Here is a 21378-nt window from a genome sequence, read left to right on the forward strand (position 1 = left end):
AAACCACCATGTCTGAAGGCTGGAACATTGCCATTTTAGGTGCCACGGGTGCCGTGGGCGAAGCCCTGCTCGAAACTCTTGCCGAGCGTCAGTTCCCGGTGGGCGATATCTATGCGCTGGCGCGCACCGACAGCGCGGGCGAGCATCTGCGTTTTGGTGGTAAATCCGTGATGGTTCAGGATGCGGCCGCGTTTGACTGGACCCAGGCGCAGCTGGCGTTTTTCGCCGCGGGCGCTGAAGCCACGGCGTCTTACATTGAAGAGGCGACCAATTCGGGTTGTCTGGTGATCGACCTGAGCGGCCTGTTCTCCCTGGAGCCGGACGTGCCGCTGGTGGTACCGGACGTCAACCCGTTTGTGCTGGCTGACTACCGCAACCGTAACGTCATCGCGGTACCGAACAGCCTGACCAGCCAGCTGCTGACCGCGCTGAAGCCGCTGATCGACGACGGCGGCCTGTCGCGCATTACCGTCACCAGCCTGCTGTCCGCGTCGGCGAACGGTAAAAAGGCCGTTGACGCGCTGGCCGGGCAGAGTGCGAAGCTGCTGAACGGCATCCCGATCGACGAAGATGATTTCTTTGGCCGCCAGCTGGCGTTCAACATGCTGCCGCTGTTGCCGGATCGTGAAGGTTCCGTGCGCGAAGAGCGCCGTCTCGTCGACGAAGCGCGCAAGATTCTGCAGGATGAGGGGCTGATGATTTCCGCCATCGTCGTGCAGTCCCCGGTCTTCTACGGCCACGCGCAGATGGTCGGTTTTGAGGCGCTGCGCCCGCTGGCGGCAGAAGAAGCGCGCGATGCGTTTGGCCGCGGTGAAGATATTGTTCTTTCCGAAGAGAGCGAGTTCCCGACCCAGGTTGGCGACGCCACCGGCAGCGCGCATCTCTCCGTTGGCTGCGTGCGTAACGACTACGGTATGCCGGAGCAGGTTCAGTTCTGGTCCGTTGCCGATAACGTTCGCTTTGGCGGCGCGCTGATGGCGGTCAAGATTGCCGAGAAGCTGGTGCAGGAGTATCTGTACTGATGTCCGAAGTGGAACAAAAGCCGGTTCATAAAATTGCCCTCGGTATTGAGTACGATGGCAGTAAATATTATGGCTGGCAGCGTCAGAATGAGGTGCGCAGCGTTCAGGAAAAGCTGGAGAAAGCGCTCTCACAGGTGGCAAACGAGCCGATTAGCGTCCTGTGCGCGGGACGTACGGACGCGGGTGTTCACGGCACGGGGCAGGTGGTTCACTTTGAAACCACCGCCGTGCGTAAGGATGCCGCCTGGACGCTGGGTGTAAATGCGAATTTACCTGGTGACATCGCGGTGCGTTGGGTGAAAGCTGTGCCGGATGATTTTCACGCGCGCTTCAGCGCGACGGCGCGTCGCTATCGCTATGTCATCTACAACCAGCGTCTGCGCCCGGCGGTATTAAGCCAGGGCGTGACGCATTTTTATGAACCGCTCGATGCAGAACGCATGCATCGCGCGGCGCAGTGCCTGATTGGTGAAAATGACTTTACGTCGTTTCGTGCGGTGCAGTGTCAGTCCCGTACGCCGTGGCGTAACGTCATGCACATTAACGTCAGTCGTTATGGCGCGTATGTGGTGGTGGATATCAAAGCCAATGCCTTTGTACATCATATGGTGCGGAATATTGTAGGCAGCCTGATGGAAGTGGGCGCCGGACACCAGCCGGAGAGCTGGATTGCAGAACTGCTGGCAGCGAAGGACAGAACGCTTGCGGCAGCAACGGCGAAAGCGGAAGGGCTTTATCTGGTCTCGGTAGACTATCCGGATCGGTTTGACCTGCCAAAACCGCCAATGGGCCCGCTGTTTTTAGCGGACTAAACAAAGGTGCAATTAAGGCTTAGACAATATGGACGTAATACGTTTTCTGATTGATTTCATTCTGCATATTGATGTTCACCTGGCGGAGCTGGTCGCGCAGTACGGCGTCTGGGTTTACGCCATTCTGTTCCTGATTCTGTTCTGTGAAACCGGTCTGGTCGTTACCCCGTTCCTGCCGGGAGACTCGCTGCTGTTCGTGGCCGGTGCGTTATCTGCCCTGCCAACCAATGACCTGAATGTCCACCTGATGGTCGTGCTGATGATCGTCGCGGCGATTATCGGTGATGCGGTCAACTACACCATCGGGCGGGTGTTCGGTGAGCGGTTGTTCAGCAATCCGGACTCGAAAATTTTCCGCCGCAGCTATTTAGACAAGACCCATGCCTTCTATGAACGTCATGGCGGAAAAACCATTATCCTTGCGCGTTTTGTGCCTATTGTGCGCACATTTGCACCGTTTGTGGCGGGAATGGGCCATATGTCCTATCGTCATTTTGCAATGTATAACGTGGTAGGGGCCCTGCTGTGGGTACTGCTGTTTACCTATGCAGGCTACCTGTTTGGCGACCTGCCGGTGGTTCAGGAAAACCTTAAGTTACTGATTGTAGCGATTATTGTGCTTTCCGTACTGCCAGGCATTATCGAAATTATTCGTCACAAACGTGCGGCGGCAAAGCAAGCGAAGTAAATGCACGCTGGCGGTTCGACCACTTTTTTATCCAAAGTTTCGGGCTGTTATGTTTTAATGTGCAACATTCATGGTCTGTTGGAGGCAAAAATGGCATTATTCGCCTCTTATAGCAAAACTGGCATACGACCAGGTTCAGGCAGAAAGGTTATCAATGAGCTGGATTGAACGAATTAAAAGCAACATTACCCCGACGCGCAAAGCGAGCATTCCTGAAGGGGTATGGACGAAGTGTGATAGCTGCGGCCAGGTTCTGTATCGCGCAGAGCTGGAACGCAATCTTGAGGTGTGTCCGAAGTGTGACCACCACATGCGTATGTCGGCGCGCAACCGCCTGCATAGCCTGCTGGACGAAGGTTCTCTGGTAGAACTGGGCAGCGAGCTTGAGCCAAAAGACGTGCTGAAGTTCCGCGATTCCAAAAAATACAAAGATCGTCTGGCCTCTGCACAGAAAGAGACCGGCGAGAAAGACGCGCTGATCGTCATGAAAGGCACCCTGCACGAGATGCCGGTTGTTGCCGCCGCGTTTGAGTTCTCCTTTATGGGCGGCTCAATGGGCTCCGTGGTGGGCGCGCGCTTTGTGCGTGCCGTTGAGCAGGCGCTGGAAGACAACTGTCCGCTGATCTGCTTCTCTGCCTCCGGCGGTGCACGTATGCAGGAAGCGCTGATGTCCCTGATGCAGATGGCGAAAACCTCTGCGGCGCTGGCGAAAATGCAGGAGCGCGGTCTGCCGTACATCTCCGTGCTGACCGACCCAACCATGGGTGGCGTCTCCGCAAGCTTCGCGATGCTGGGCGACCTGAACATCGCTGAGCCAAAAGCGCTGATCGGCTTTGCCGGTCCTCGCGTCATCGAGCAGACCGTTCGTGAAAAACTGCCGCCGGGCTTCCAGCGCAGTGAGTTCCTCATTGAGAAAGGCGCTATCGATATGATCGTCCGCCGTCCGGAAATGCGCCTGAAACTGGCCAGCATTCTGGCGAAGCTGATGAATCTGCCAGCGCCTAACCCGGATGAGCCGCGCGAAGGCGTGGTGGTACCGGATCAGGAACCCGAGGCCTGATAACTGAAAAGGGCAGGGCCAGATGGCGCTGCCCTTTTGCTTTATAACCTGTTAATGACAACCGGGCATTATGGAAAATAAAAGCATTCCCCAAGCCACGTCGCCCCTGGCCGCGTGGCTTTCTTATCTGGAAAACCTGCACAGTAAAACCATTGATATGGGGCTTGATCGCGTAAGCCAGGTTGCTGCTCGTCTCGACGTGCTGAAACCGGCGCCTTTCGTGTTTACCGTCGCCGGAACCAACGGTAAAGGGACGACCTGCCGCACGCTGGAATCAGTTCTGATGGCGGCGGGTTATAAGGTTGGCGTCTACAGCTCTCCGCATCTGGTGCGCTACACCGAGCGGGTTCGCGTGCAGAACAGCGAGCTGGCGGAATCTGCCCATACGGCGTCGTTCGCGGCTATCGAAGCTGCGCGCGGAGAAACCTCATTAACCTATTTCGAATACGGTACCCTGTCAGCGTTGTGGCTTTTTAAGCAGGCGCAGCTGGACGTGGTGATCCTGGAAGTGGGGCTGGGCGGGCGTCTGGATGCCACCAATATGGTGGATGCGGACGTGGCGGTGGTCACCAGCATCGCGCTGGATCATACCGACTGGCTGGGCCCGGATCGTGAAAGCATTGGCCGCGAGAAGGCCGGTATTTTCCGGGCGAATAAGCCCGCCGTGGTCGGCGAGCCGGACATGCCGCATACCATCGCTGATGTAGCAAACGAGAAGGGCGCTCAGCTCCTGTGTCGCGGCGTTGACTGGCACTATGAGGTGCAGGACAACGGCTGGCGCTTCAGCGATGCGCAGGGCGTGCTGGACAACCTGCCGCTGCCGCAGGTACCGCAGCCGAACGCGGCAACTGCGCTGGCGGCACTGCGCGCCAGCGGATTAGCGGTCAGCGAGCAGGCAATCCGTGACGGCATTCAGAATGCGCTGCTGCCGGGTCGTTTCCAGATAGTCAGCGAGTCACCGCGTCTGATACTCGACGTGGCGCACAACCCGCATGCGGCGGCGTATCTCGCAGGACGTCTCAAATCGTTACCAAAAACCGGGCGCGTGCTGGCGGTTATCGGTATGCTTCATGATAAAGATATCGGCGGGACGCTGGCCTGCATGGAGAGTGTGGTCGATAGCTGGTATTGTGCTCCTCTGGAGGGGCCGCGCGGCGCGACCGCTGAGCAGCTGATGGAGCATCTCGGCAAAGGCGCAATCTACTGTAGCGTGGCGCAGGCCTGGCATGCCGCGATGGCGGAGGCTAAACCAGAAGATACCGTGCTGGTGTGTGGCTCTTTCCACACGGTGGCACATGTCATGGAAGTGATGGACGCGGGGAGAACCGGTGGCGAGTAAGTTTCAGAACCGTTTAACAGGAACCATTGTGCTGGTCGCGCTCGGGGTGATTATTCTTCCCGGGCTGCTCGACGGGCAGAAAAAACATTATCAGGACGAGTTTGCAGCCATTCCGCTGGTGCCGAAGCCGGGCGACCGCGATGAGCCGGATATGCTGCCAGCGGCGACGCAGGCGCTGCCTGCGCAGCCGCCTGAAGGGGCGGCGGAAGAAGTCCGCGCGGGCGATGCCGCTGCGCCGTCGCTCGACCCGTCGCGTCTGGCGGCGAATAACAACATCGAGATCGATCCGGTACCGGTAGAGAAGCCAAAGCCTGTTGAAAAAACGAAGCCGGTAGAAAAACCGCAGCCGAAGCCACAGCAACAGCGAGATAAAGCAGCAGAGCAGCTGGCTGCAGCGTCTGAAACCCCACCGCCGGCGAAGCAAGACGCAGCGCCGACCGGCAAAGCCTATGTTGTGCAGCTGGGGGCGCTGAAAAACGCCGATAAAGTCAACGAGGTTGTCGGAAAACTGCGCAGCGCGGGATATCGTGTTTACACTTCACCTTCCACGCCGGTGCAGGGTAAAATTACCCGCATCCTCGTGGGGCCTGAGGCGTCGAAAGACAAGCTGAAAGGGTCGCTGGGCGAGCTGAAGCAGATCTCCGGGTTGAGCGGTGTGGTGATGAGCTACAGCGCGAACTGATAAGATCTACCCCCTCACCCCGGCCTTCTCCCCAAAGGGGAGAGGGTGAAAGTCGCATCGAGCGCGTTTGTATCATACTGCATCGTACAGTTCCCTCTCCCCTTTGGGGAGAGGGTTAGGGTGAGGGGCGTTGAACATTTTTTCAGCGCCTTTTTTATTTACGCGCGGGAAGGAAATCCCTACGCAAACGTTTTCTTTTTCTGTTAGAATTCGCCCCGAACTGGATGACAGGGCGTTTAATCGTGGGACACATATGGTCTGGATTGATTACGCCATCATTGCGGTGATTGGTTTTTCCTGTCTGGTTAGCCTGATCCGTGGCTTTGTTCGTGAAGCGTTATCGCTGGTAACCTGGGGTTGTGCTTTCTTTGTTGCCAGTCATTACTACACTTACCTGTCTGTCTGGTTCACGGGCTTTGAAGATGAACTGGTCCGAAATGGAATCGCCATCGCGGTGCTGTTTATCGCGACGCTGATTGTCGGCGCTATCGTGAATTACGTGATAGGTCAGCTGGTCGAGAAAACCGGTCTGTCAGGAACGGACAGGGTGCTCGGCATCTGTTTCGGGGCGTTGCGAGGCGTGCTGATTGTGGCCGCGATCCTGTTCTTCCTGGATACCTTCACCGGGTTCTCCAAAAGTGAAGACTGGCAGAAATCGCAGCTCATTCCAGAGTTCAGCTTCATCATCAGATGGTTCTTTGACTATCTGCAAAGCTCGTCGAGTTTTTTGCCCAGGGCATAAACCCTGAGATGTGGCTTAACGAGGAAAAGACGAATGTGCGGTATTGTCGGTATCGCCGGTTTCATGCCGGTAAACCAGTCGATTTATGACGCGTTAACGGTGCTTCAGCACCGTGGGCAGGATGCTGCGGGTATCATCACCATTGATGCAAACAACTGCTTCCGTTTACGTAAGGCCAATGGCCTGGTAAACGATGTGTTTGAAGCCCGCCATATGCAGCGTCTGCAAGGTAATATGGGGATCGGTCACGTTCGTTATCCTACTGCTGGCAGTTCCAGCGCCTCTGAGGCACAGCCTTTCTACGTCAACTCACCGTATGGCATCACGCTTGCCCATAACGGCAACCTGACCAACGCTCATGAGCTGCGTAAGAAGCTGTTCGAAGAGAAACGTCGCCACATTAACACCACCTCTGATTCAGAAATCCTGCTCAATGTGTTCGCCAGCGAGCTGGATAACTTCCGTCACTACCCGCTGGAAGCAGACAATATCTTCGCTGCCATTGCCGCGACCAACCGCCAGATCCGCGGCGCGTACGCCTGCGTGGCGATGATCATCGGTCACGGTATGGTCGCCTTCCGCGATCCAAACGGCATTCGTCCGCTGGTACTGGGCAAGCGCGACCTCGGCGATGGCCGTACCGAATATATGGTTGCCTCTGAGAGCGTGGCGCTGGATACCCTGGGCTTCGAGTTCCTGCGCGACGTTGCGCCGGGCGAAGCGGTGTATATCACCGAGAAGGGCCAGCTGTTTACCCGTCAGTGTGCCGACAACCCGGTCAGCAACCCGTGCCTGTTCGAATACGTCTATTTCGCCCGTCCGGATTCCTTCATCGACAAGATCTCCGTCTACAGCGCGCGCGTGAACATGGGCACGAAGCTCGGCGAGAAGATTGCCCGCGAGTGGGACGATCTCGACATCGACGTGGTTATTCCTATCCCGGAAACCTCCTGCGATATCGCTCTGGAGATCGCCCGTATTCTGGACAAGCCATACCGTCAGGGCTTCGTGAAGAACCGCTACGTTGGCCGCACCTTTATTATGCCGGGCCAGCATCTGCGCCGTAAGTCCGTGCGCCGTAAGCTGAACGCCAACCGCGCGGAATTCCGCGACAAGAACGTTCTGCTGGTGGATGACTCCATCGTTCGCGGCACCACCTCTGAGCAGATTATCGAGATGGCGCGCGAAGCGGGTGCGAAGAAAGTCTACCTGGCGTCTGCCGCGCCGGAAATTCGCTTCCCGAACGTCTACGGCATTGATATGCCAACCGCCAACGAGCTGATTGCTCACGGTCGCGAAGTGGACGAGATTCGCCAGATCATCGGTGCCGACGGCCTGATTTTCCAGGACCTGAACGATCTCATCGACGCGGTGCGCGCCGAGAACCCGGAAATTCAGCAGTTCGAATGCTCCGTGTTTAACGGCGTCTACGTGACGAAAGACGTTGACCAGCAGTACCTCGACTATCTTGATTCGCTGCGCAATGACGATGCGAAAGCCGTTCAACTGCAAAACGATCTCGAAAGCTTAGAGATGCATAACGAAGGTTAATCTCTCCGCAGGTGAGGGCGCTCGCCCTCACTTGCAACTCCCCGCAAAATCCTGCACAGTCAGCCCAGAAATCAGCAAGGGCGAAATCATGAAACGACTCATTATAGGCATCAGCGGTGCCAGCGGCGCGATTTACGGCGTACGCCTGCTACAGGTTTTGCGTAACGTGGCAGAAGTGGAAACGCATCTGGTGATGAGCCAGGCGGCGCGGCAAACCCTCTCCCTTGAAACGGATCTCTCCCTGCGCGATGTCCAGGCGCTGGCGGACATGGTTCACGATGCGCGCGATATCGCCGCCAGCATCTCCTCAGGCTCGTTTAAAACCGCCGGCATGGTTATCCTGCCCTGTTCAATCAAAACGCTCTCCGGGATTGTGAACAGCTATACCGACACGCTGGTCACGCGCGCGGCGGACGTGGTGCTGAAGGAGCGTCGACCGCTGGTGCTCTGCGTGCGGGAAACGCCGCTGCATCTGGGCCATCTGCGCCTGATGACCCAGGCCGCCGAACTGGGCGCGGTGATCATGCCGCCGGTGCCGGCGTTTTATCACCGGCCGCAGTCGCTGGACGATGTGATTAATCAGACCGTCAATCGCGTGCTGGATCAGTTTGACATCGATCTGCCCGAAGACCTCTTTACCCGCTGGCAAGGAGCCTGATTCTGTGCACAAATGCTGTGCATGAAAAGAGACGTTGCCCTGTTTCAGGGCAATTATGCAACGGCGATCATATCCTCGACATTTAATTCGCTTTTTCCCTTTTTCTCTTTCCGGTTCGTTCGGCAGACCTGCTATCTTTCACCATTAAGGCAATATCGCAACGTTTTATTAACATATTTAACGTCGAAGTTTTGACCAGACGGCAATGTGGCATAAGACCTGCAAGAGAAGCCTGCAACACAACACACAACACAATACATAATAAAATCACGGTACTTGAGGGTAAATGTATGAAGAAGACGGTTCTGGCTCTGTCTTTGCTGGTGGGGTTAAGTGCGGCAGCAGGTTGCTACGCAGCGCTTCCACAGACGGTTCGTATCGGTACAGACGCAACCTACGCGCCATTCTCTTCCAAGGATGCGAAAGGCGATTTCGTGGGGTTTGATATCGATCTGGGAAATGAAATGTGCAAACGTATGGAAGTGAAATGCACATGGGTGGGCAGCGACTTCGACGCGTTAATCCCGTCGCTGAAAGCCAAGAAAATCGACGCCATTATCTCTTCTCTCTCCATCACCGAAAAGCGTCAGCAGGAGATTGCCTTCTCTGACAAGCTCTACGCTGCGGATTCGCGTCTGATTGCCGCGAAAGGTTCTCCGATCCAGCCGACCATCGACTCGCTGAAAGGCAAGCATGTGGGCGTGCTCCAGGGCTCGACCCAGGAAGGTTACGCGAATGCCAACTGGCGCGAGAAGGGCGTCGACGTGGTGGCTTACCAGAACCAGGATCTGATCTACTCTGACCTGGCGGCAGGCCGTCTGGACGCCGCGTTCCAGGATGAAGTCGCCGCGAGCGAAGGCTTCCTGAAGCAGCCGGCCGGTAAAGACTACGCCTTTGCGGGCCCGTCCGTAAAAGACAAAAAATACTTTGGTGACGGTACCGGCATCGGCCTGCGCAAGGACGATAAAGAGCTGAAAGCCGCCTTTGACAAAGCGTTTGCCGAGCTGCGCAAAGACGGTACCTACGACAAACTGGCGAAGAAATACTTCGACTTCAACGTCTACGGTGACTAACGCATAACGGCGATGCACTAACATGGTGCTCCTGGGGTGCGAATGATTCAATATGGTGCAGGTTGTGCACCATATTGGGTCGCTATGTGCATACTTAAGCATTTATAATGCAAAAAATCCCGCCAGAAAGGCATTATTCTTTGCCTGACAGCGGGGATTAATGGCACATTAACCCCACCCCGTCGTCGTAAAAAACCGTATGTAGACAGTTTGTTGAGGACAAATATGAAAAAACTCGTGTTGTCACTATCCCTCGTGCTGGCCTTTTCCAGCGCCACCGCGGCATTCGCAGCCATTCCGCAGAAAATCCGTATTGGTACCGATCCAACCTATGCGCCGTTTGAATCGAAGAATTCTAAGGGTGAACTGGTAGGTTTTGACATCGATCTGGCCAATGAGCTGTGCAAACGCATCAAAGCGCAGTGTACTTATGTAGAGAACCCGCTGGATGCGCTGATCCCGTCCCTGAAAGCTAAAAAAATCGACGTAATTATGTCCTCGCTTTCCATTACCGAGAAACGTCAGCAGGAGATTGCCTTCACCGACAAGCTCTACGCGGCCGATTCACGTCTGGTAGTGGCGAAGTCTTCTGATATTCAACCGACACTCGAGTCGCTGAAGGGGAAACGCGTGGGCGTGCTGCAGGGCACCACGCAGGAAACCTACGGTAACGAACACTGGGCACCGAAGGGGATCGAAATCGTCTCCTATCAGGGCCAGGAAAATATTTACGCAGACCTGACGGCAGGCCGTATTGATGCGGCATTCCAGGATGAAGTCGCGGCAAGCGAAGGCTTCCTGAAAACGCCGGTGGGTAAAGATTACAAGTTCGGCGGTCCGTCCATTAAGGACGAGAAGCTCTTTGGCGTGGGCACCGGTATGGGCCTGCGTAAAGAAGACAACGAACTGCGTGAGGCGCTGAACAAAGCGTTTGCTGAAATGCGCGCTGATGGTACCTACGACAAGCTGGCGAAAAAGTACTTCGATTTCAATGTGTACGGCGGCTAATCGCTCCGTCAAATAACGTGCGGCCCCTCCCGCTGCGGGAGGGGATAAGACACGGTTTACCACTCACGATACGACAGGGCTCGCGGTATGCTGTACGGATTTTCTGGCGTTATTTTACAGGGCGCGCTTGTCACCCTTGAGCTGGCCATCAGCTCCGTGGTGCTGGCGGTGCTGATAGGTCTGGCGGGCGCAGGGGCGAAGCTTTCGGCTAACAAACCGCTGGCGCTCATTTTCGAAGGCTATACCACGCTCATTCGCGGCGTACCCGATCTGGTGCTGATGCTGCTTATCTTTTACGGTCTGCAGATTGCGCTGAACAGCGTGACGGATGCGATGGGCATGGGACAAATTGATATCGACCCGATGGTGGCCGGTATTATTACCCTCGGTTTTATCTACGGTGCCTACTTCACGGAAACCTTCCGTGGCGCTTACATGGCGGTCCCAAGAGGACACATTGAAGCGGCAACCGCATTTGGTTTTACCTCTTCACAAACGTTTCGCCGGATCATGTTCCCGGCCATGATGCGCTATGCGCTGCCGGGCATCGGTAACAACTGGCAGGTTATCCTCAAAGCGACGGCGCTGGTCTCGCTGCTCGGTCTTGAAGACGTCGTGAAAGCGACTCAGCTGGCGGGCAAGAGCACCTGGGAGCCGTTCTACTTTGCGGTGGTCTGCGGCGCGATCTATCTGGTCTTTACGACCGTCTCCAATGGTGTGCTACTTCTGCTCGAACGTCGCTACTCCGTGGGTGTGAAGAGGGCTGACCTGTGATTGAGATTATTCAGGAATACTGGAAATCCCTGCTGTGGACGGATGGCTACCGCTTTACCGGCGTGGCGATTACGCTCTGGCTGCTGATTTCTTCCGTGGTGATGGGCGGCATTCTGGCGGTGTTTCTTGCCATCGGCCGCGTGTCGAACAACAAATTTATTCAGTTCCCGATCTGGCTGTTTACCTATGTGTTTCGCGGTACGCCGCTGTACGTGCAGCTGCTGGTGTTCTATTCGGGGATGTATACGCTGGAGATCGTAAAAGGCACGGAAATGCTGAACGCGTTCTTCCGCAGCGGCCTGAACTGTACGGTGCTGGCGCTAACGCTCAACACCTGCGCCTATACCACCGAGATTTTCGCCGGGGCCATTCGTTCCGTGCCGCACGGTGAGATCGAGGCGGCACGCGCGTACGGCTTCTCCTCCGTGAAGCTTTACCGCTGCATTATTCTGCCGTCGGCGCTGCGCATTGCGCTACCGGCGTACAGCAACGAAGTGATTTTGATGCTGCACTCCACCGCGCTCGCCTTTACCGCCACGGTGCCGGACCTGCTCAAAATCGCGCGCGATATCAACTCCGCGACCTATCAGCCGTTTACCGCGTTTGGCATTGCGGCGGTGCTCTATTTAATTATCTCTTATGTTCTGATTAGCCTGTTCCGTAAGGCTGAAAAACGCTGGTTGCAGCATATAAAACCTTCTTCGACGCACTGAGAAAGATGATGGCTGAGAACAAATTAAACGTTATTGATTTGCACAAACGCTACGGCGAACATGAAGTGCTGAAAGGGGTGTCGCTGCAGGCGAATGCAGGCGATGTGATCAGTATCATCGGCTCATCCGGCTCGGGTAAGAGTACCTTCCTGCGCTGCATTAACTTCCTCGAAAAACCGAGCGAAGGCTCGATTGTGGTGAGCGGGCAGAATATTAACCTGGTCCGTGACAAAGACGGCCAGCTGAAGGTGGCGGATAAGAATCAGCTGCGCCTGCTGCGCACGCGCCTGACGATGGTGTTCCAGCACTTCAACCTCTGGAGCCACATGACGGTGCTGGAGAACGTAATGGAAGCGCCGGTTCAGGTGCTCGGCTTAAGCAAGCAGGAAGCCCGCGAGCGCGCGGTGAAATACCTGGCGAAAGTGGGTATCGACGAGCGTCAGCAGATGAAGTACCCGGTGCACCTCTCCGGCGGCCAGCAGCAGCGTGTCTCTATCGCCCGCGCGCTGGCGATGGAGCCGGAAGTGCTGCTGTTCGATGAACCGACCTCCGCGCTGGATCCGGAACTCGTCGGTGAAGTGCTGCGCATCATGCAGAAGCTGGCCGAAGAGGGCAAAACGATGGTGGTGGTGACGCACGAGATGGGCTTCGCCCGTAACGTCTCCAACCACGTAATTTTCCTGCATCAGGGGAAAATTGAAGAGCAGGGGCACCCCGATGAGGTGCTGGCAAACCCGCAGAGCCCGCGTTTGCAGCAGTTCCTGAAGGGATCGTTGAAGTAATTTTTCGCCTTTCCCCCTCCCTTTGGGCTGAGGATTCCCCACAAATTAATGCTAGCACTGAACAATCCCCTCGCCCCTTTGGGGAGAGGGTTAGGGTGAGGGGGAACATACGGCTCCGGTGGTCATTCCGTTCACTTTACGTTCCTTGCTACTCTGTAAGGACATGACCGGTGAACGTGCCAGGGCGGCTCAATCGCCACCGCCCTGGCGACCCGGGCTCCCGGCGGTAAATCGCCGCTTCGCGGTGCCCTCAGCTTATTCCTTCAGGCTATCGGGTCGGGCATGAGCCTGCATCCCTGCAGGCCACGCCCTCTCGGCGCATCCGTGCGCCTCGCCCCGGCCTTACGGAAACGCTTCGGCGATTTACAGCCGGACCAGGGCGTCGCTGAAAGCTTTAACTCGTTCTGAAACGACCTTATTGCTTCTGCTTATAAATTACTGGGGATTCCTCAGCCCTTTGGGAGAGGGCCGGGTTGAGGGCCTCAGGCCGCACCACACTCCAGGCGATACACCCAGTCGTCATAACGCACGCCGTCAATCTCATACGCCTTTTCCAGCACCTGCGTGCGCACAAACCCGGCTTTCTCCAGCACCCGCACAGACCCGCCGTTGTCCGCCAGCACGTACGCGTTAATCGCCCTCACGCCGGTCTGGTTAAACGCATAGTCACACACCGCGCACAGCGCCTCGCTGGCGATGCCTTTCCCCTGCGCGGCAGGCACAACCGTGTAGCCGATATCCGCCTCTTCACGATTCTCAGGGCTGATTTGCAGGCCGATATCGCCCAGCGGCGTATCGTCATCCCGAAAGCGGATCACGAAGACATGCTCCGCCATCAGGCGCGCGGCAAACACGCGTCGGGTCTCTTTTTCAGGCGCAATCGCGGCCATGTAGCGCATGATGTCGCGGTTTTCGCGCAGCGAGCGGAAGAACGCCCAGTCAGAGGGTTCGAAAGGGGTGAGATGAAGCCGGGGAGTGGTGATGGTTGCCATTGTTACGCCATTCCGATGAATTAGGCTTATTACCTTAACACCGGAATGGAACTGGCGAACAAAATGGATTCTGATGAGGTGGGTTAGCGTTTGGTTCTCATTAACTTTGAACGATCGACATAGTTGCCATATTGATCGTAATAACGACTGGGCCAGATCGATGCCGCATCTTTTTCCAGTGCCTCCGCGATGATCTTTTCCCCCTTGGGCCACGGCCTGGAGAGCGCGTTTGCTAGCGTAGAAGAACTTAAACCCGCCTGGCGAGAAAGAGCGGCCAATGAGAGCTTACGCTTGTGGAGCATGGCAATGATATCTGCTGGGTGCATGTCCTGATTTCTATTCATACATTTTCCTTTATATATGATTTTGTTCAAATTGCAGACACAAATACTAAGTAATACTTAGTACAATTTCAATAACGGAATACCAGAATCATGACTCTACTTCCAGATTTTGAAGAGTCATCATGCTTCCCCATCGACTTAAAGCGGCGCGATTGAAAGCCGGACTATCACAGCAAAAACTTGGGATCCTTGCGGGGATTGATGAAGCGACGGCTAGCGCACGTATGAACCAGTATGAGAAGGGGATCCATACGCCTGACTTTGCGCTGGCGTGTAAGTTGGCGGAAGTTTTGAATATCCCGGCTTGTTATTTTTATACGGTAGAGGATGATTTGGCTGAGTATATTTACTCTTATAAAAAATTAATTGTAATGAGAGGTGACAATGAAAATAGAAGAAAGACTTAGAAAACTTTCGGATGAGAACGCTAATTATTCATTATTATGGGCTCAATGGGAATTTGACAAGAAATTATTATCGAGAGCATTAAACTCCATTTCACGAGACTATCCTCATTACAGCCTTCATGATTCATCACATTCTTCTACCATCATAACCCAAATAGAGAAGGTGATAGCTCCAAATATACAGTATCTTTCTGCAACAGACTGCTGGATGTTGTTGGAGTCATGTTACTGGCATGATGCTGGAATGATAATCACCAATGAGGAAAAACAACGATTACTTAAGGACCCTGATTTCATAAGGCAGTTAAAAGAAATCGCACAAAGTGATCATGAATTAGCTCTTCATGCAAGTAATGTACTTAATGATAAAAAAGAAAATGATATAAAAAGAGCATTGGATATATCTAATTCTTTAACATTTCTAATCGCTGATTATTTCAGAAAAATTCATGCAGTGAGATCTGGAATGAATGTTAATGAGCCTGATAGAATAGCATTGCATTCACCAAGAACATCATTAATCCCCAAACGTTTATTTAATTTTGTTGCTCAAATAGTGGCATGCCATGGTATGGCTAGAGAATCGTTGTTGAACATAGCTAAATATAACGATGGTGTTGATGCGAATGATTATGCTCACCCAAGGTATATAGCAGCCCTACTCAGAATAGGAGATCTATTAGACATAGATGATGGACGTTTTTGCCCTTCTCTTTTGGCTAGTATAGGATGCGTTCCATTATCTTCCATAGCTCATCAAAGAAAGCACGCATCAATTAAACATCTATACATTGATTCTGAGATGATAGAAATTGATGCAGAGTGTGAAGACTATGAATCATATCATGCGCAGCAAGAATGGTTTAATTACATACAGAATGAATTTGATTATCAAAAAAGGATATGGAATAAGCTTGTCCCAGATTCTGGTTTCAGACCGTTACCAACTATTGAAAAATTAAACTGCGATATTAAAGGGTTTTTAGCAATAAACGGTAGGGCTCCTGAAATTACTCTTGATCATAAAAGAATTTATCATTATATAACAAGTGTTCTAGTTTATAGTGAAAACTATCCTTATGTTAGAGAAGTCATACAGAATGCTATTGATGCTACTTATTACAAAGTTTGGTTAGATGTTATTGACGAGTTAGATGTTAAAAATCTATCACAATTTGAGATTAGAAATTATTTTAATGAAAAATTGAGTGATACATTAATCCGAGTGAAACTTGAGAGGTTAAGTGAGAATGATGTTGATGAGACATTCAAACTTGTGATATCTGATGATGGAATTGGTATGTCATTAGATGATATAGAGAAGATATTTAAAGTGGGTTCTGAAACAACTTTATTTCGTAAAAAAATAAGAAGTGAAATGCCTGGGTGGGCTAAGCCAACAGGGTTCTTTGGTATTGGCCTTCAGACGGCGTTTACGTTTTGTGATAAAGTCTCTATTTATACAAAGATGGCAGAGCAGCCTGGATATAATTTAAATACGATTGATATTGAATTTAATGCACATAAATTTTCCCTTCAAAAAATTCCCCTTCGAAAAAATGGTACAAAAATAGATTTGATATTCCGTGTGAAAAAATCTGGAATTGGAGTAGCTACTAATCGTTTTAATTTTGATGTGCTTAAAGATGAAGCTCAGCCTGAGTTTTTCTCATATGTGCTTAATTTGTTAAGAAATGATTTTTCATCTTGTCCAATAAAATTATTTTTCAATGAAAATATCATAATAAAATCCAATAGAAATAAGCGATGGAAAAACAAAGGGGAGTACATACAATCGACCGATTTTGATTTGAATGTTGATTTCAACTTATCAGTTGATTTGTCAGATAGAGCAGGCGTTGCAACTTATTATAAAGGTGTAAGATTTGAATTAAATAAAAGATTTGAATTCCTAACGGGATATGTAGACATATTTTCTCATGATGCTGGTTATTGGCTTACCATAGACCGAAGGAAAGGGAGGGCGGATAGAAGTGAGGAACTAGAAGAGTTAATAGGAAAGATTTGTTTCAAACATATGGAGTATATTCGTTCTAATACAAAAGATAATGCATTGGCGGATTTTTATTTATATTCAATGTATGGCTCTACAATGGATCAGCTTTGGAAAAATTATGAAATATGTGATAATGAGTTATCCACTTACTTAGATGGTGATGAACCTATAATAATTGTAGATGATCCTATGGGATATGATGATGAATATGGGTTATATAGGCTATCCCCAGTTTTCGATGTTTTAGGTTTACTGATCCAAAGAAGGAAAATTTCCATCTCGGTCTCAGAACTTACAATAAATACGAGGAAAAATGGAGAAGATAGTACGATATCTTACAAACTTCACTTAGTTGATGATTCTAAGGGTAATGTTAACATTGAACCAAGTATATTTAAGTATTTAATCGACGATTATTTATTCGAAAGCCGAGCTGTGATGCCATGTTTTAATGAAAAATATAAGCAAATAGCCATTAATAAAGGTAAACTACCAAAAAACGTGATTGATTTATTGCCATTTACAAATTGGGTTAAGGATTTTATTTTTCTGCCACTTAAAAAATATGATATTTTAAGTGATGATGTAAAAATTATATTTAATTATTATAAAACTCACTCATTAACAAGTATGAATGAAGAATCATTTACTGAACTTTATTTAGATTGTTGGTCTTATATAGTTAGTTAGCCTCGTTAAATATAGACGGGGGATTTATTTTATACCACATCCCCCAGCGCCTCTTCTAAATCATACCAGCGAAACGCAAACCCGGCCGCTTCCAGCCGTTTTGGCAGCGCGCGCTGTCCGCCCAGCACCAGCACGGACGCTTCGCCCATCAACAGGCGAATCGCCGTCGCAGGCACGCGTAAAATCGCCGGGCGATGCAGGGCATGACCCAGCGCGTGGGCAAACTGTTCATTACGCACCGGATACGGCGCAACCATGTTAAACGGCCCGCGCAGATCGTTATCCAGCAGCCAGATGATGCCGTCCACCATATCGTCGATATGGATCCAGGCCAGATACTGACGCCCGTTGCCGATCGGCCCGCCGAGCCCAAGCCTGAAGGGCGGAAGCATTTTACCCAGAATGCCGCCTTTCGGCGCAAGCACCACGCCGGTACGCAGCAGGCAGACGCGGGTGTTATCGCTTTGCGCCGCGCAGGCGATGCGCTCCCACTGGGCGCAAAGTTTATGGGTAAACTCGTTGTGCGGCGGCTCTTCCTCGGTCACCACCACTTCACCGAGATCGCCGTAGTACCCCGTCGCAGAGCCTGAAATCAGCACCGACGGCGGGGTCTGGCTGTTGCGAATCAGTTCAACCAGCTTCTCGGTAATATTCCAGCGGCTGCTGCACAGCCGCTGTTTCTGCTCTTCGGTCCAGCGCTTGTCGGCGATGGGTTCGCCCGCAAGGTTGATGACGGCGTCGAAGCCGTCCAGATTCTGCCGATCGGCCAGCCCTTTCCAGATATCGACACCCGCTCCCAGCACCTGACGCGCTTTCTCCGGGCTGCGGGTCACTACGGTAATGTCGTGATGCAGCGCCTGCAAACGCGCAATGAGATGGCGCCCAATCAGGCCTGTACCGCCAGTCAGCAGAATCTTCATACAACCTCCAGGTTTACGCCTGGCGTCGCCAGCTTAACGTCATGGAGACGGAGTCGGCATAGCGCAGGGCGTGAAGTTTATCGATCTCTACTTCAGCATAAGTGACCCAGTGATGATCGCGTGCGATATCGAGCACATCCTGAGTTAATTTCTCCAGCAGAGAGAAGCGGTTATTTTCTACGTACTGAATGATGTTTTTGGTTATCGTGCGGTAGTTCAGCGCGTCATTGATGTCTTCGCTGGCCCGCGCTATGTCTGCCGGGTAGTGGATCACCACGTTTATGACAATATCCTGACGGTTGGCAATCTCTTCCTCTTTGATACCAATGAACGTGCGCAAGCGTAAATTTTTTATACGAATAATAGCGTCGGGCTGTGACATTGCAGGTCTTCTCCGTGTCAGTATTTCCCGCCCATAATACATGAGAGCCTCGCAGGCACCCAGCCTCCTACAGGGTTAAATTTGCTGGATTTTTTGCATGGCGCGTTCGGTGGCCGGGCGGGTCCGGATACGCTCAAACCAGTTGTTCACCGCCGGGTAAGAGGCTAAGTCAATCCGGTGTTTTTCGTGCGTATTCACCCACGGCCAGCAGGCGATATCGGCGATGCTGTAATGGTCGCCCCCGAGCCACGGCGTTTTCTCCAGCCGCTGGTTCAGAACGCCGTAAAGACGCTGGGTTTCAACCTGATATCGCTCGATGGCATAAGGAATGGTCTGCGGCGCGAAGGCGGTGAAGTGGTGGTTATGCCCCAGCATCGGCCCAAAGCCGCTTGACTGCCAGAAAAGCCACTGCAGAGTGTGGTGACGCTCGCGCAGTTCACCGCTCAGCAGCTTGCCGGTTTTCTCCGCCAGATAAAGCAAAATTTCACCGGATTCAAACAGGCTCAACGGCCTGCCTCCGTCCGCTGGCTGGCTATCAATAATGGCCGGAATTTTATTGTTCGGCGAGATAGCCAAAAACACAGGGTTGAACTGTTCGCCTTTGCTGATATCCACGCGGATGATTCTGTAATCCAGTTCGGCTTCTTCGAGAAAGAGGGTGATCTTATGGCCGTTTGGGGTAGGGGCGTAATAAAGGTCAATCATTCTCAACTCCTGTCAGTCGAATAGTGGTGCCATGACAAATGAGTATAGGTGGTGGTTGTAAATCGTGAGTTTTCATCAAGTGACAGCGACGCAAAGAGATTATATGTTGAGTAAAAACCGATCAGCCGATGAGGATGTTATGAACCAGCCCGTAATTACGTTGTGGTCCGATGCGAATTTCTTCTCTCCCTATGTTATGAGCGTTTACGTTGCGCTGGCCGAAAAGGGGCTCTCTTTTACGCTGAAGACCGTCGATCTCGACGGTGGTGAACACCTCAAACCCCAGTGGCAGGGTTACGACCTGACGCGACGCGTGCCGGCGCTGGAAATCGATGGCTTTGCGCTGAGCGAATCGTCGGCGATCGATGAATATCTGGAAGACCGCTTTGCGCCGCCGGAGTGGGAGCGCATCTATCCTCACGATCTGCAAAAACGCGCCCGCGCGCGGCAGATCCAGGCGTGGCTGCGCAGCGACCTGGTGCCGATTCGCGTCGAGCGATCCACGGATGTCGTGTTTGCCGGTGTGAAAAAGCCCGCGCTCAGCGCAGAAGGCGTCGACAGCGCGCAAAAGCTGATTGAAACCGCCACCTCGCTGCTTGCCCACGGTAATCCGAACCTGTTTGGCGAGTGGTGCATTGCCGATACCGATCTGGCGCTGATGCTGAACCGTTTGATCCTCAACGGCGATGAGGTGCCTCAACTGCTGGTGGATTATGCGGCGTTCCAGTGGCAGCGGGCCTCCGTACAGCGCTATGTGGCACTCTCCGCTAAGCGCGCGGGCTGATAAGCCCTGACGCTTCAGGTATGATAGGGGCAGTCTGTTTTCCCGAGGAGTGACTGATGAAACTGATGTTTGCGTCGGATATCCATGGATCGCTGCCCGCGACCGAGCAAGTGCTTTCTCTGTTTTCGCAAAGCGGGGCGCAATGGCTGGTGATTCTGGGGGATGTATTAAATCATGGTCCGCGCAATGCGCTGCCGGAAGGCTATGCCCCGGCGCAGGTGGCGGACAAGCTTAACCCGTTTGCCTCGCGCATTATCGCCGTTCGCGGCAACTGCGACAGCGAAGTGGATCAGATGCTGCTCCATTTTCCCATTACCGCGCCGTGGCAACAGGTGCTGCTGGAAAATAGCCGGCTGTTCCTGACGCATGGGCATCTTTTTAGCCCGGACAATCTCCCTGCGCTCGCGGCTGGCGATGTCCTGGTTTACGGTCATACTCATATTCCGGTTGCTGAAAAACGCGGTGAGATCTATCACTTTAACCCGGGGTCGGTCAGCATCCCGAAAGGCGGATATCCTGCGAGCTATGGCCTGCTGGATGGAAATACCCTGAGCGTTATCGCACTTAATGATCAGCAAGTTATTGCGCAGGTAGCGATTAATCCGTAAGTTACACCACAACTGCAAACGCGCCGAAAGAGCGCTTAGACGAGAAGGTTTCCCGATGGTGGAGCAGAATCATTTGGCAAGTACTGAATGGGTTGACATTGTCAGCGAAGAAAATGAAGTGATCGCGCAGGCGAGCCGCGAACAAATGCGTGCAGAGCGCCTGCGTCACCGTGCAACGTACATCGTTGTGCATGATGGCATGGGCAAGATTCTGGTCCAGCGCCGCACGGACACCAAAGATTTTCTTCCAGGCATGCTGGATGCCACCGCGGGCGGCGTCGTGCAGGCCGATGAAGTGCTGCTGGATTCCGCGCGTCGTGAAGCGGAAGAAGAGTTAGGTATCGCCGGAGTGCCGTTTGCCGAGCACGGGCAGTTCTATTTCGAAGACGAACATTGCCGCGTCTGGGGTGGACTGTTTAGCTGCGTGTCCCACGGGCCTTTCGCCCTGCAGGAAGAGGAAGTGAGCGAAGTCTGCTGGATGACGCCGGAAGAGATTACCGCCCGCTGCGACGAGTTCACGCCGGATTCGTTAAAAGCGCTGGCGCTGTGGATGACCCGCAACGCCAAAAACGAATCCGCTAAGCCGGAAAACAAAGCGGAAAAAGAGGAAGAGGCTGAGTAAGCC

General features: G+C 52.9%; 24 protein-coding genes. 19 read left to right on the top strand and 5 right to left on the bottom strand.

Annotated elements, in window-relative coordinates; all coding sequences use genetic code 11:
* Window positions 1-8 precede the first annotated feature (8 nt).
* The 14 genes from USG84_RS12945 to hisP all read left to right on the top strand — a co-directional run bounded on the left by USG84_RS12945 (window position 9) and on the right by hisP (window position 12904).
* Complete coding sequence (locus USG84_RS12945) at window positions 9-1022, top strand: aspartate-semialdehyde dehydrogenase (protein WP_151412962.1); 1014 nt, start codon at window positions 9-11, stop codon at window positions 1020-1022.
* Complete coding sequence (gene truA / locus USG84_RS12950) at window positions 1022-1834, top strand: tRNA pseudouridine(38-40) synthase TruA (protein WP_151412961.1); 813 nt, start codon at window positions 1022-1024, stop codon at window positions 1832-1834. The genes USG84_RS12945 and truA overlap by 1 nt, the downstream gene beginning before the upstream one ends.
* Window positions 1835-1862: 28 nt before the next feature.
* On the top strand, window positions 1863-2522 hold the full coding sequence (locus USG84_RS12955; RefSeq protein ID WP_151412960.1) for a DedA family protein: 660 nt from the start codon (window positions 1863-1865) through the stop codon (window positions 2520-2522).
* A gap of 154 nt (window positions 2523-2676) precedes the next feature.
* Window positions 2677-3582 carry an acetyl-CoA carboxylase, carboxyltransferase subunit beta gene (accD, locus tag USG84_RS12960; RefSeq protein WP_003861408.1) on the top strand — a complete coding sequence of 302 codons (906 nt, stop codon included), beginning with the start codon at window positions 2677-2679 and terminating at the stop codon, window positions 3580-3582.
* Between the two features lie 70 nt (window positions 3583-3652).
* Window positions 3653-4921, top strand: a complete 1269-nt coding sequence (folC, locus tag USG84_RS12965) for a bifunctional tetrahydrofolate synthase/dihydrofolate synthase (protein ID WP_151412959.1) — start codon at window positions 3653-3655, stop codon at window positions 4919-4921.
* Window positions 4911-5603 carry a cell division protein DedD gene (dedD, locus tag USG84_RS12970; protein ID WP_151412958.1) on the top strand — a complete coding sequence of 231 codons (693 nt, stop codon included), beginning with the start codon at window positions 4911-4913 and terminating at the stop codon, window positions 5601-5603. Before folC ends, dedD begins: the two co-directional genes overlap by 11 nt.
* Window positions 5604-5856: 253 nt before the next feature.
* The gene (gene cvpA / locus USG84_RS12975) at window positions 5857-6345 is read left to right on the top strand and encodes a colicin V production protein (protein ID WP_000262116.1); all 489 of its coding nucleotides are present in this window, start codon (window positions 5857-5859) and stop codon (window positions 6343-6345) included.
* Window positions 6346-6378: 33 nt separating this feature from the next.
* Window positions 6379-7896, top strand: a complete 1518-nt coding sequence (gene purF / locus USG84_RS12980) for an amidophosphoribosyltransferase (RefSeq protein ID WP_014884664.1) — start codon at window positions 6379-6381, stop codon at window positions 7894-7896.
* A gap of 88 nt (window positions 7897-7984) precedes the next feature.
* Window positions 7985-8554 (top strand): UbiX family flavin prenyltransferase, encoded by a 570-nt coding sequence (locus tag USG84_RS12985; protein ID WP_253542866.1) that lies wholly within the window; start codon window positions 7985-7987, stop codon window positions 8552-8554.
* A gap of 290 nt (window positions 8555-8844) precedes the next feature.
* Complete coding sequence (gene argT, locus USG84_RS12990; RefSeq protein ID WP_253542864.1) at window positions 8845-9627, top strand: lysine/arginine/ornithine ABC transporter substrate-binding protein ArgT; 783 nt, start codon at window positions 8845-8847, stop codon at window positions 9625-9627.
* A gap of 225 nt (window positions 9628-9852) precedes the next feature.
* Entirely contained in the window at window positions 9853-10635 is a 783-nt protein-coding gene (hisJ, locus tag USG84_RS12995; RefSeq protein ID WP_028013955.1) for a histidine ABC transporter substrate-binding protein HisJ, read from the top strand.
* Window positions 10636-10722: 87 nt separating this feature from the next.
* A complete protein-coding gene (locus tag USG84_RS13000; protein WP_028013954.1) occupies window positions 10723-11409 on the top strand; it encodes a histidine ABC transporter permease HisQ in 687 nt (228 codons plus the stop codon).
* Window positions 11406-12122, top strand: a complete 717-nt coding sequence (locus USG84_RS13005) for an ABC transporter permease (protein WP_028013953.1) — start codon at window positions 11406-11408, stop codon at window positions 12120-12122. Before USG84_RS13000 ends, USG84_RS13005 begins: the two co-directional genes overlap by 4 nt.
* An 8-nt stretch (window positions 12123-12130) precedes the next feature.
* The gene (gene hisP, locus USG84_RS13010) at window positions 12131-12904 is read left to right on the top strand and encodes a histidine ABC transporter ATP-binding protein HisP (RefSeq protein ID WP_028016220.1); all 774 of its coding nucleotides are present in this window, start codon (window positions 12131-12133) and stop codon (window positions 12902-12904) included.
* Between the two features lie 482 nt (window positions 12905-13386).
* Here the strand turns inward: hisP and USG84_RS13015 are convergent, their stop codons facing one another.
* Both USG84_RS13015 and USG84_RS13020 read right to left on the bottom strand, forming a co-directional pair.
* Window positions 13387-13896 (bottom strand): GNAT family N-acetyltransferase, encoded by a 510-nt coding sequence (locus USG84_RS13015; protein WP_253542858.1) that lies wholly within the window; start codon window positions 13894-13896, stop codon window positions 13387-13389.
* 83 nt (window positions 13897-13979) lie between these two features.
* Window positions 13980-14240, bottom strand: a complete 261-nt coding sequence (locus tag USG84_RS13020) for a helix-turn-helix domain-containing protein (RefSeq protein WP_061097526.1) — start codon at window positions 14238-14240, stop codon at window positions 13980-13982.
* Window positions 14241-14362: 122 nt separating this feature from the next.
* Here USG84_RS13020 and USG84_RS13025 point away from each other — a divergent pair, with 122 nt between their 5' ends.
* On the top strand, window positions 14363-14647 hold the full coding sequence (locus tag USG84_RS13025) for a helix-turn-helix transcriptional regulator (protein ID WP_151413953.1): 285 nt from the start codon (window positions 14363-14365) through the stop codon (window positions 14645-14647).
* Entirely contained in the window at window positions 14625-17354 is a 2730-nt protein-coding gene (locus USG84_RS13030) for an ATP-binding protein (protein WP_253542856.1), read from the top strand. The genes USG84_RS13025 and USG84_RS13030 overlap by 23 nt, the downstream gene beginning before the upstream one ends.
* A 29-nt stretch (window positions 17355-17383) precedes the next feature.
* Here the strand turns inward: USG84_RS13030 and USG84_RS13035 are convergent, their stop codons facing one another.
* From USG84_RS13035 to yfcG, 3 genes are all read right to left on the bottom strand, one after another.
* Window positions 17384-18274, bottom strand: coding sequence for a TIGR01777 family oxidoreductase (locus USG84_RS13035; RefSeq protein ID WP_320738302.1), 891 nt, complete (start codon window positions 18272-18274; stop codon window positions 17384-17386).
* A 13-nt stretch (window positions 18275-18287) separates the two neighbouring features.
* Window positions 18288-18656 carry a dihydroneopterin triphosphate 2'-epimerase gene (gene folX / locus USG84_RS13040; protein ID WP_320738303.1) on the bottom strand — a complete coding sequence of 123 codons (369 nt, stop codon included), beginning with the start codon at window positions 18654-18656 and terminating at the stop codon, window positions 18288-18290.
* 75 nt (window positions 18657-18731) lie between these two features.
* Window positions 18732-19361 carry a GSH-dependent disulfide bond oxidoreductase gene (yfcG, locus tag USG84_RS13045; protein ID WP_320738304.1) on the bottom strand — a complete coding sequence of 210 codons (630 nt, stop codon included), beginning with the start codon at window positions 19359-19361 and terminating at the stop codon, window positions 18732-18734.
* A gap of 139 nt (window positions 19362-19500) precedes the next feature.
* Here yfcG and yfcF point away from each other — a divergent pair, with 139 nt between their 5' ends.
* Genes yfcF through yfcD form a run of 3 tightly spaced genes read left to right on the top strand, consistent with a single transcriptional unit; the run spans window position 19501 to window position 21375 of the window.
* Window positions 19501-20145, top strand: a complete 645-nt coding sequence (gene yfcF, locus USG84_RS13050; protein WP_253542854.1) for a glutathione transferase — start codon at window positions 19501-19503, stop codon at window positions 20143-20145.
* 56 nt (window positions 20146-20201) lie between these two features.
* Entirely contained in the window at window positions 20202-20753 is a 552-nt protein-coding gene (yfcE, locus tag USG84_RS13055) for a phosphodiesterase (RefSeq protein ID WP_151413957.1), read from the top strand.
* Window positions 20754-20808: 55 nt separating this feature from the next.
* Complete coding sequence (gene yfcD / locus USG84_RS13060; protein WP_006811396.1) at window positions 20809-21375, top strand: NUDIX hydrolase YfcD; 567 nt, start codon at window positions 20809-20811, stop codon at window positions 21373-21375.
* The last annotated feature ends 3 nt before the right edge of the window (window positions 21376-21378 follow it).

The organism is Enterobacter sp. 168J2, from assembly GCF_034107265.1.
Taxonomy (GTDB): Bacteria; Pseudomonadota; Gammaproteobacteria; order Enterobacterales; family Enterobacteriaceae; genus Enterobacter; species Enterobacter nematophilus.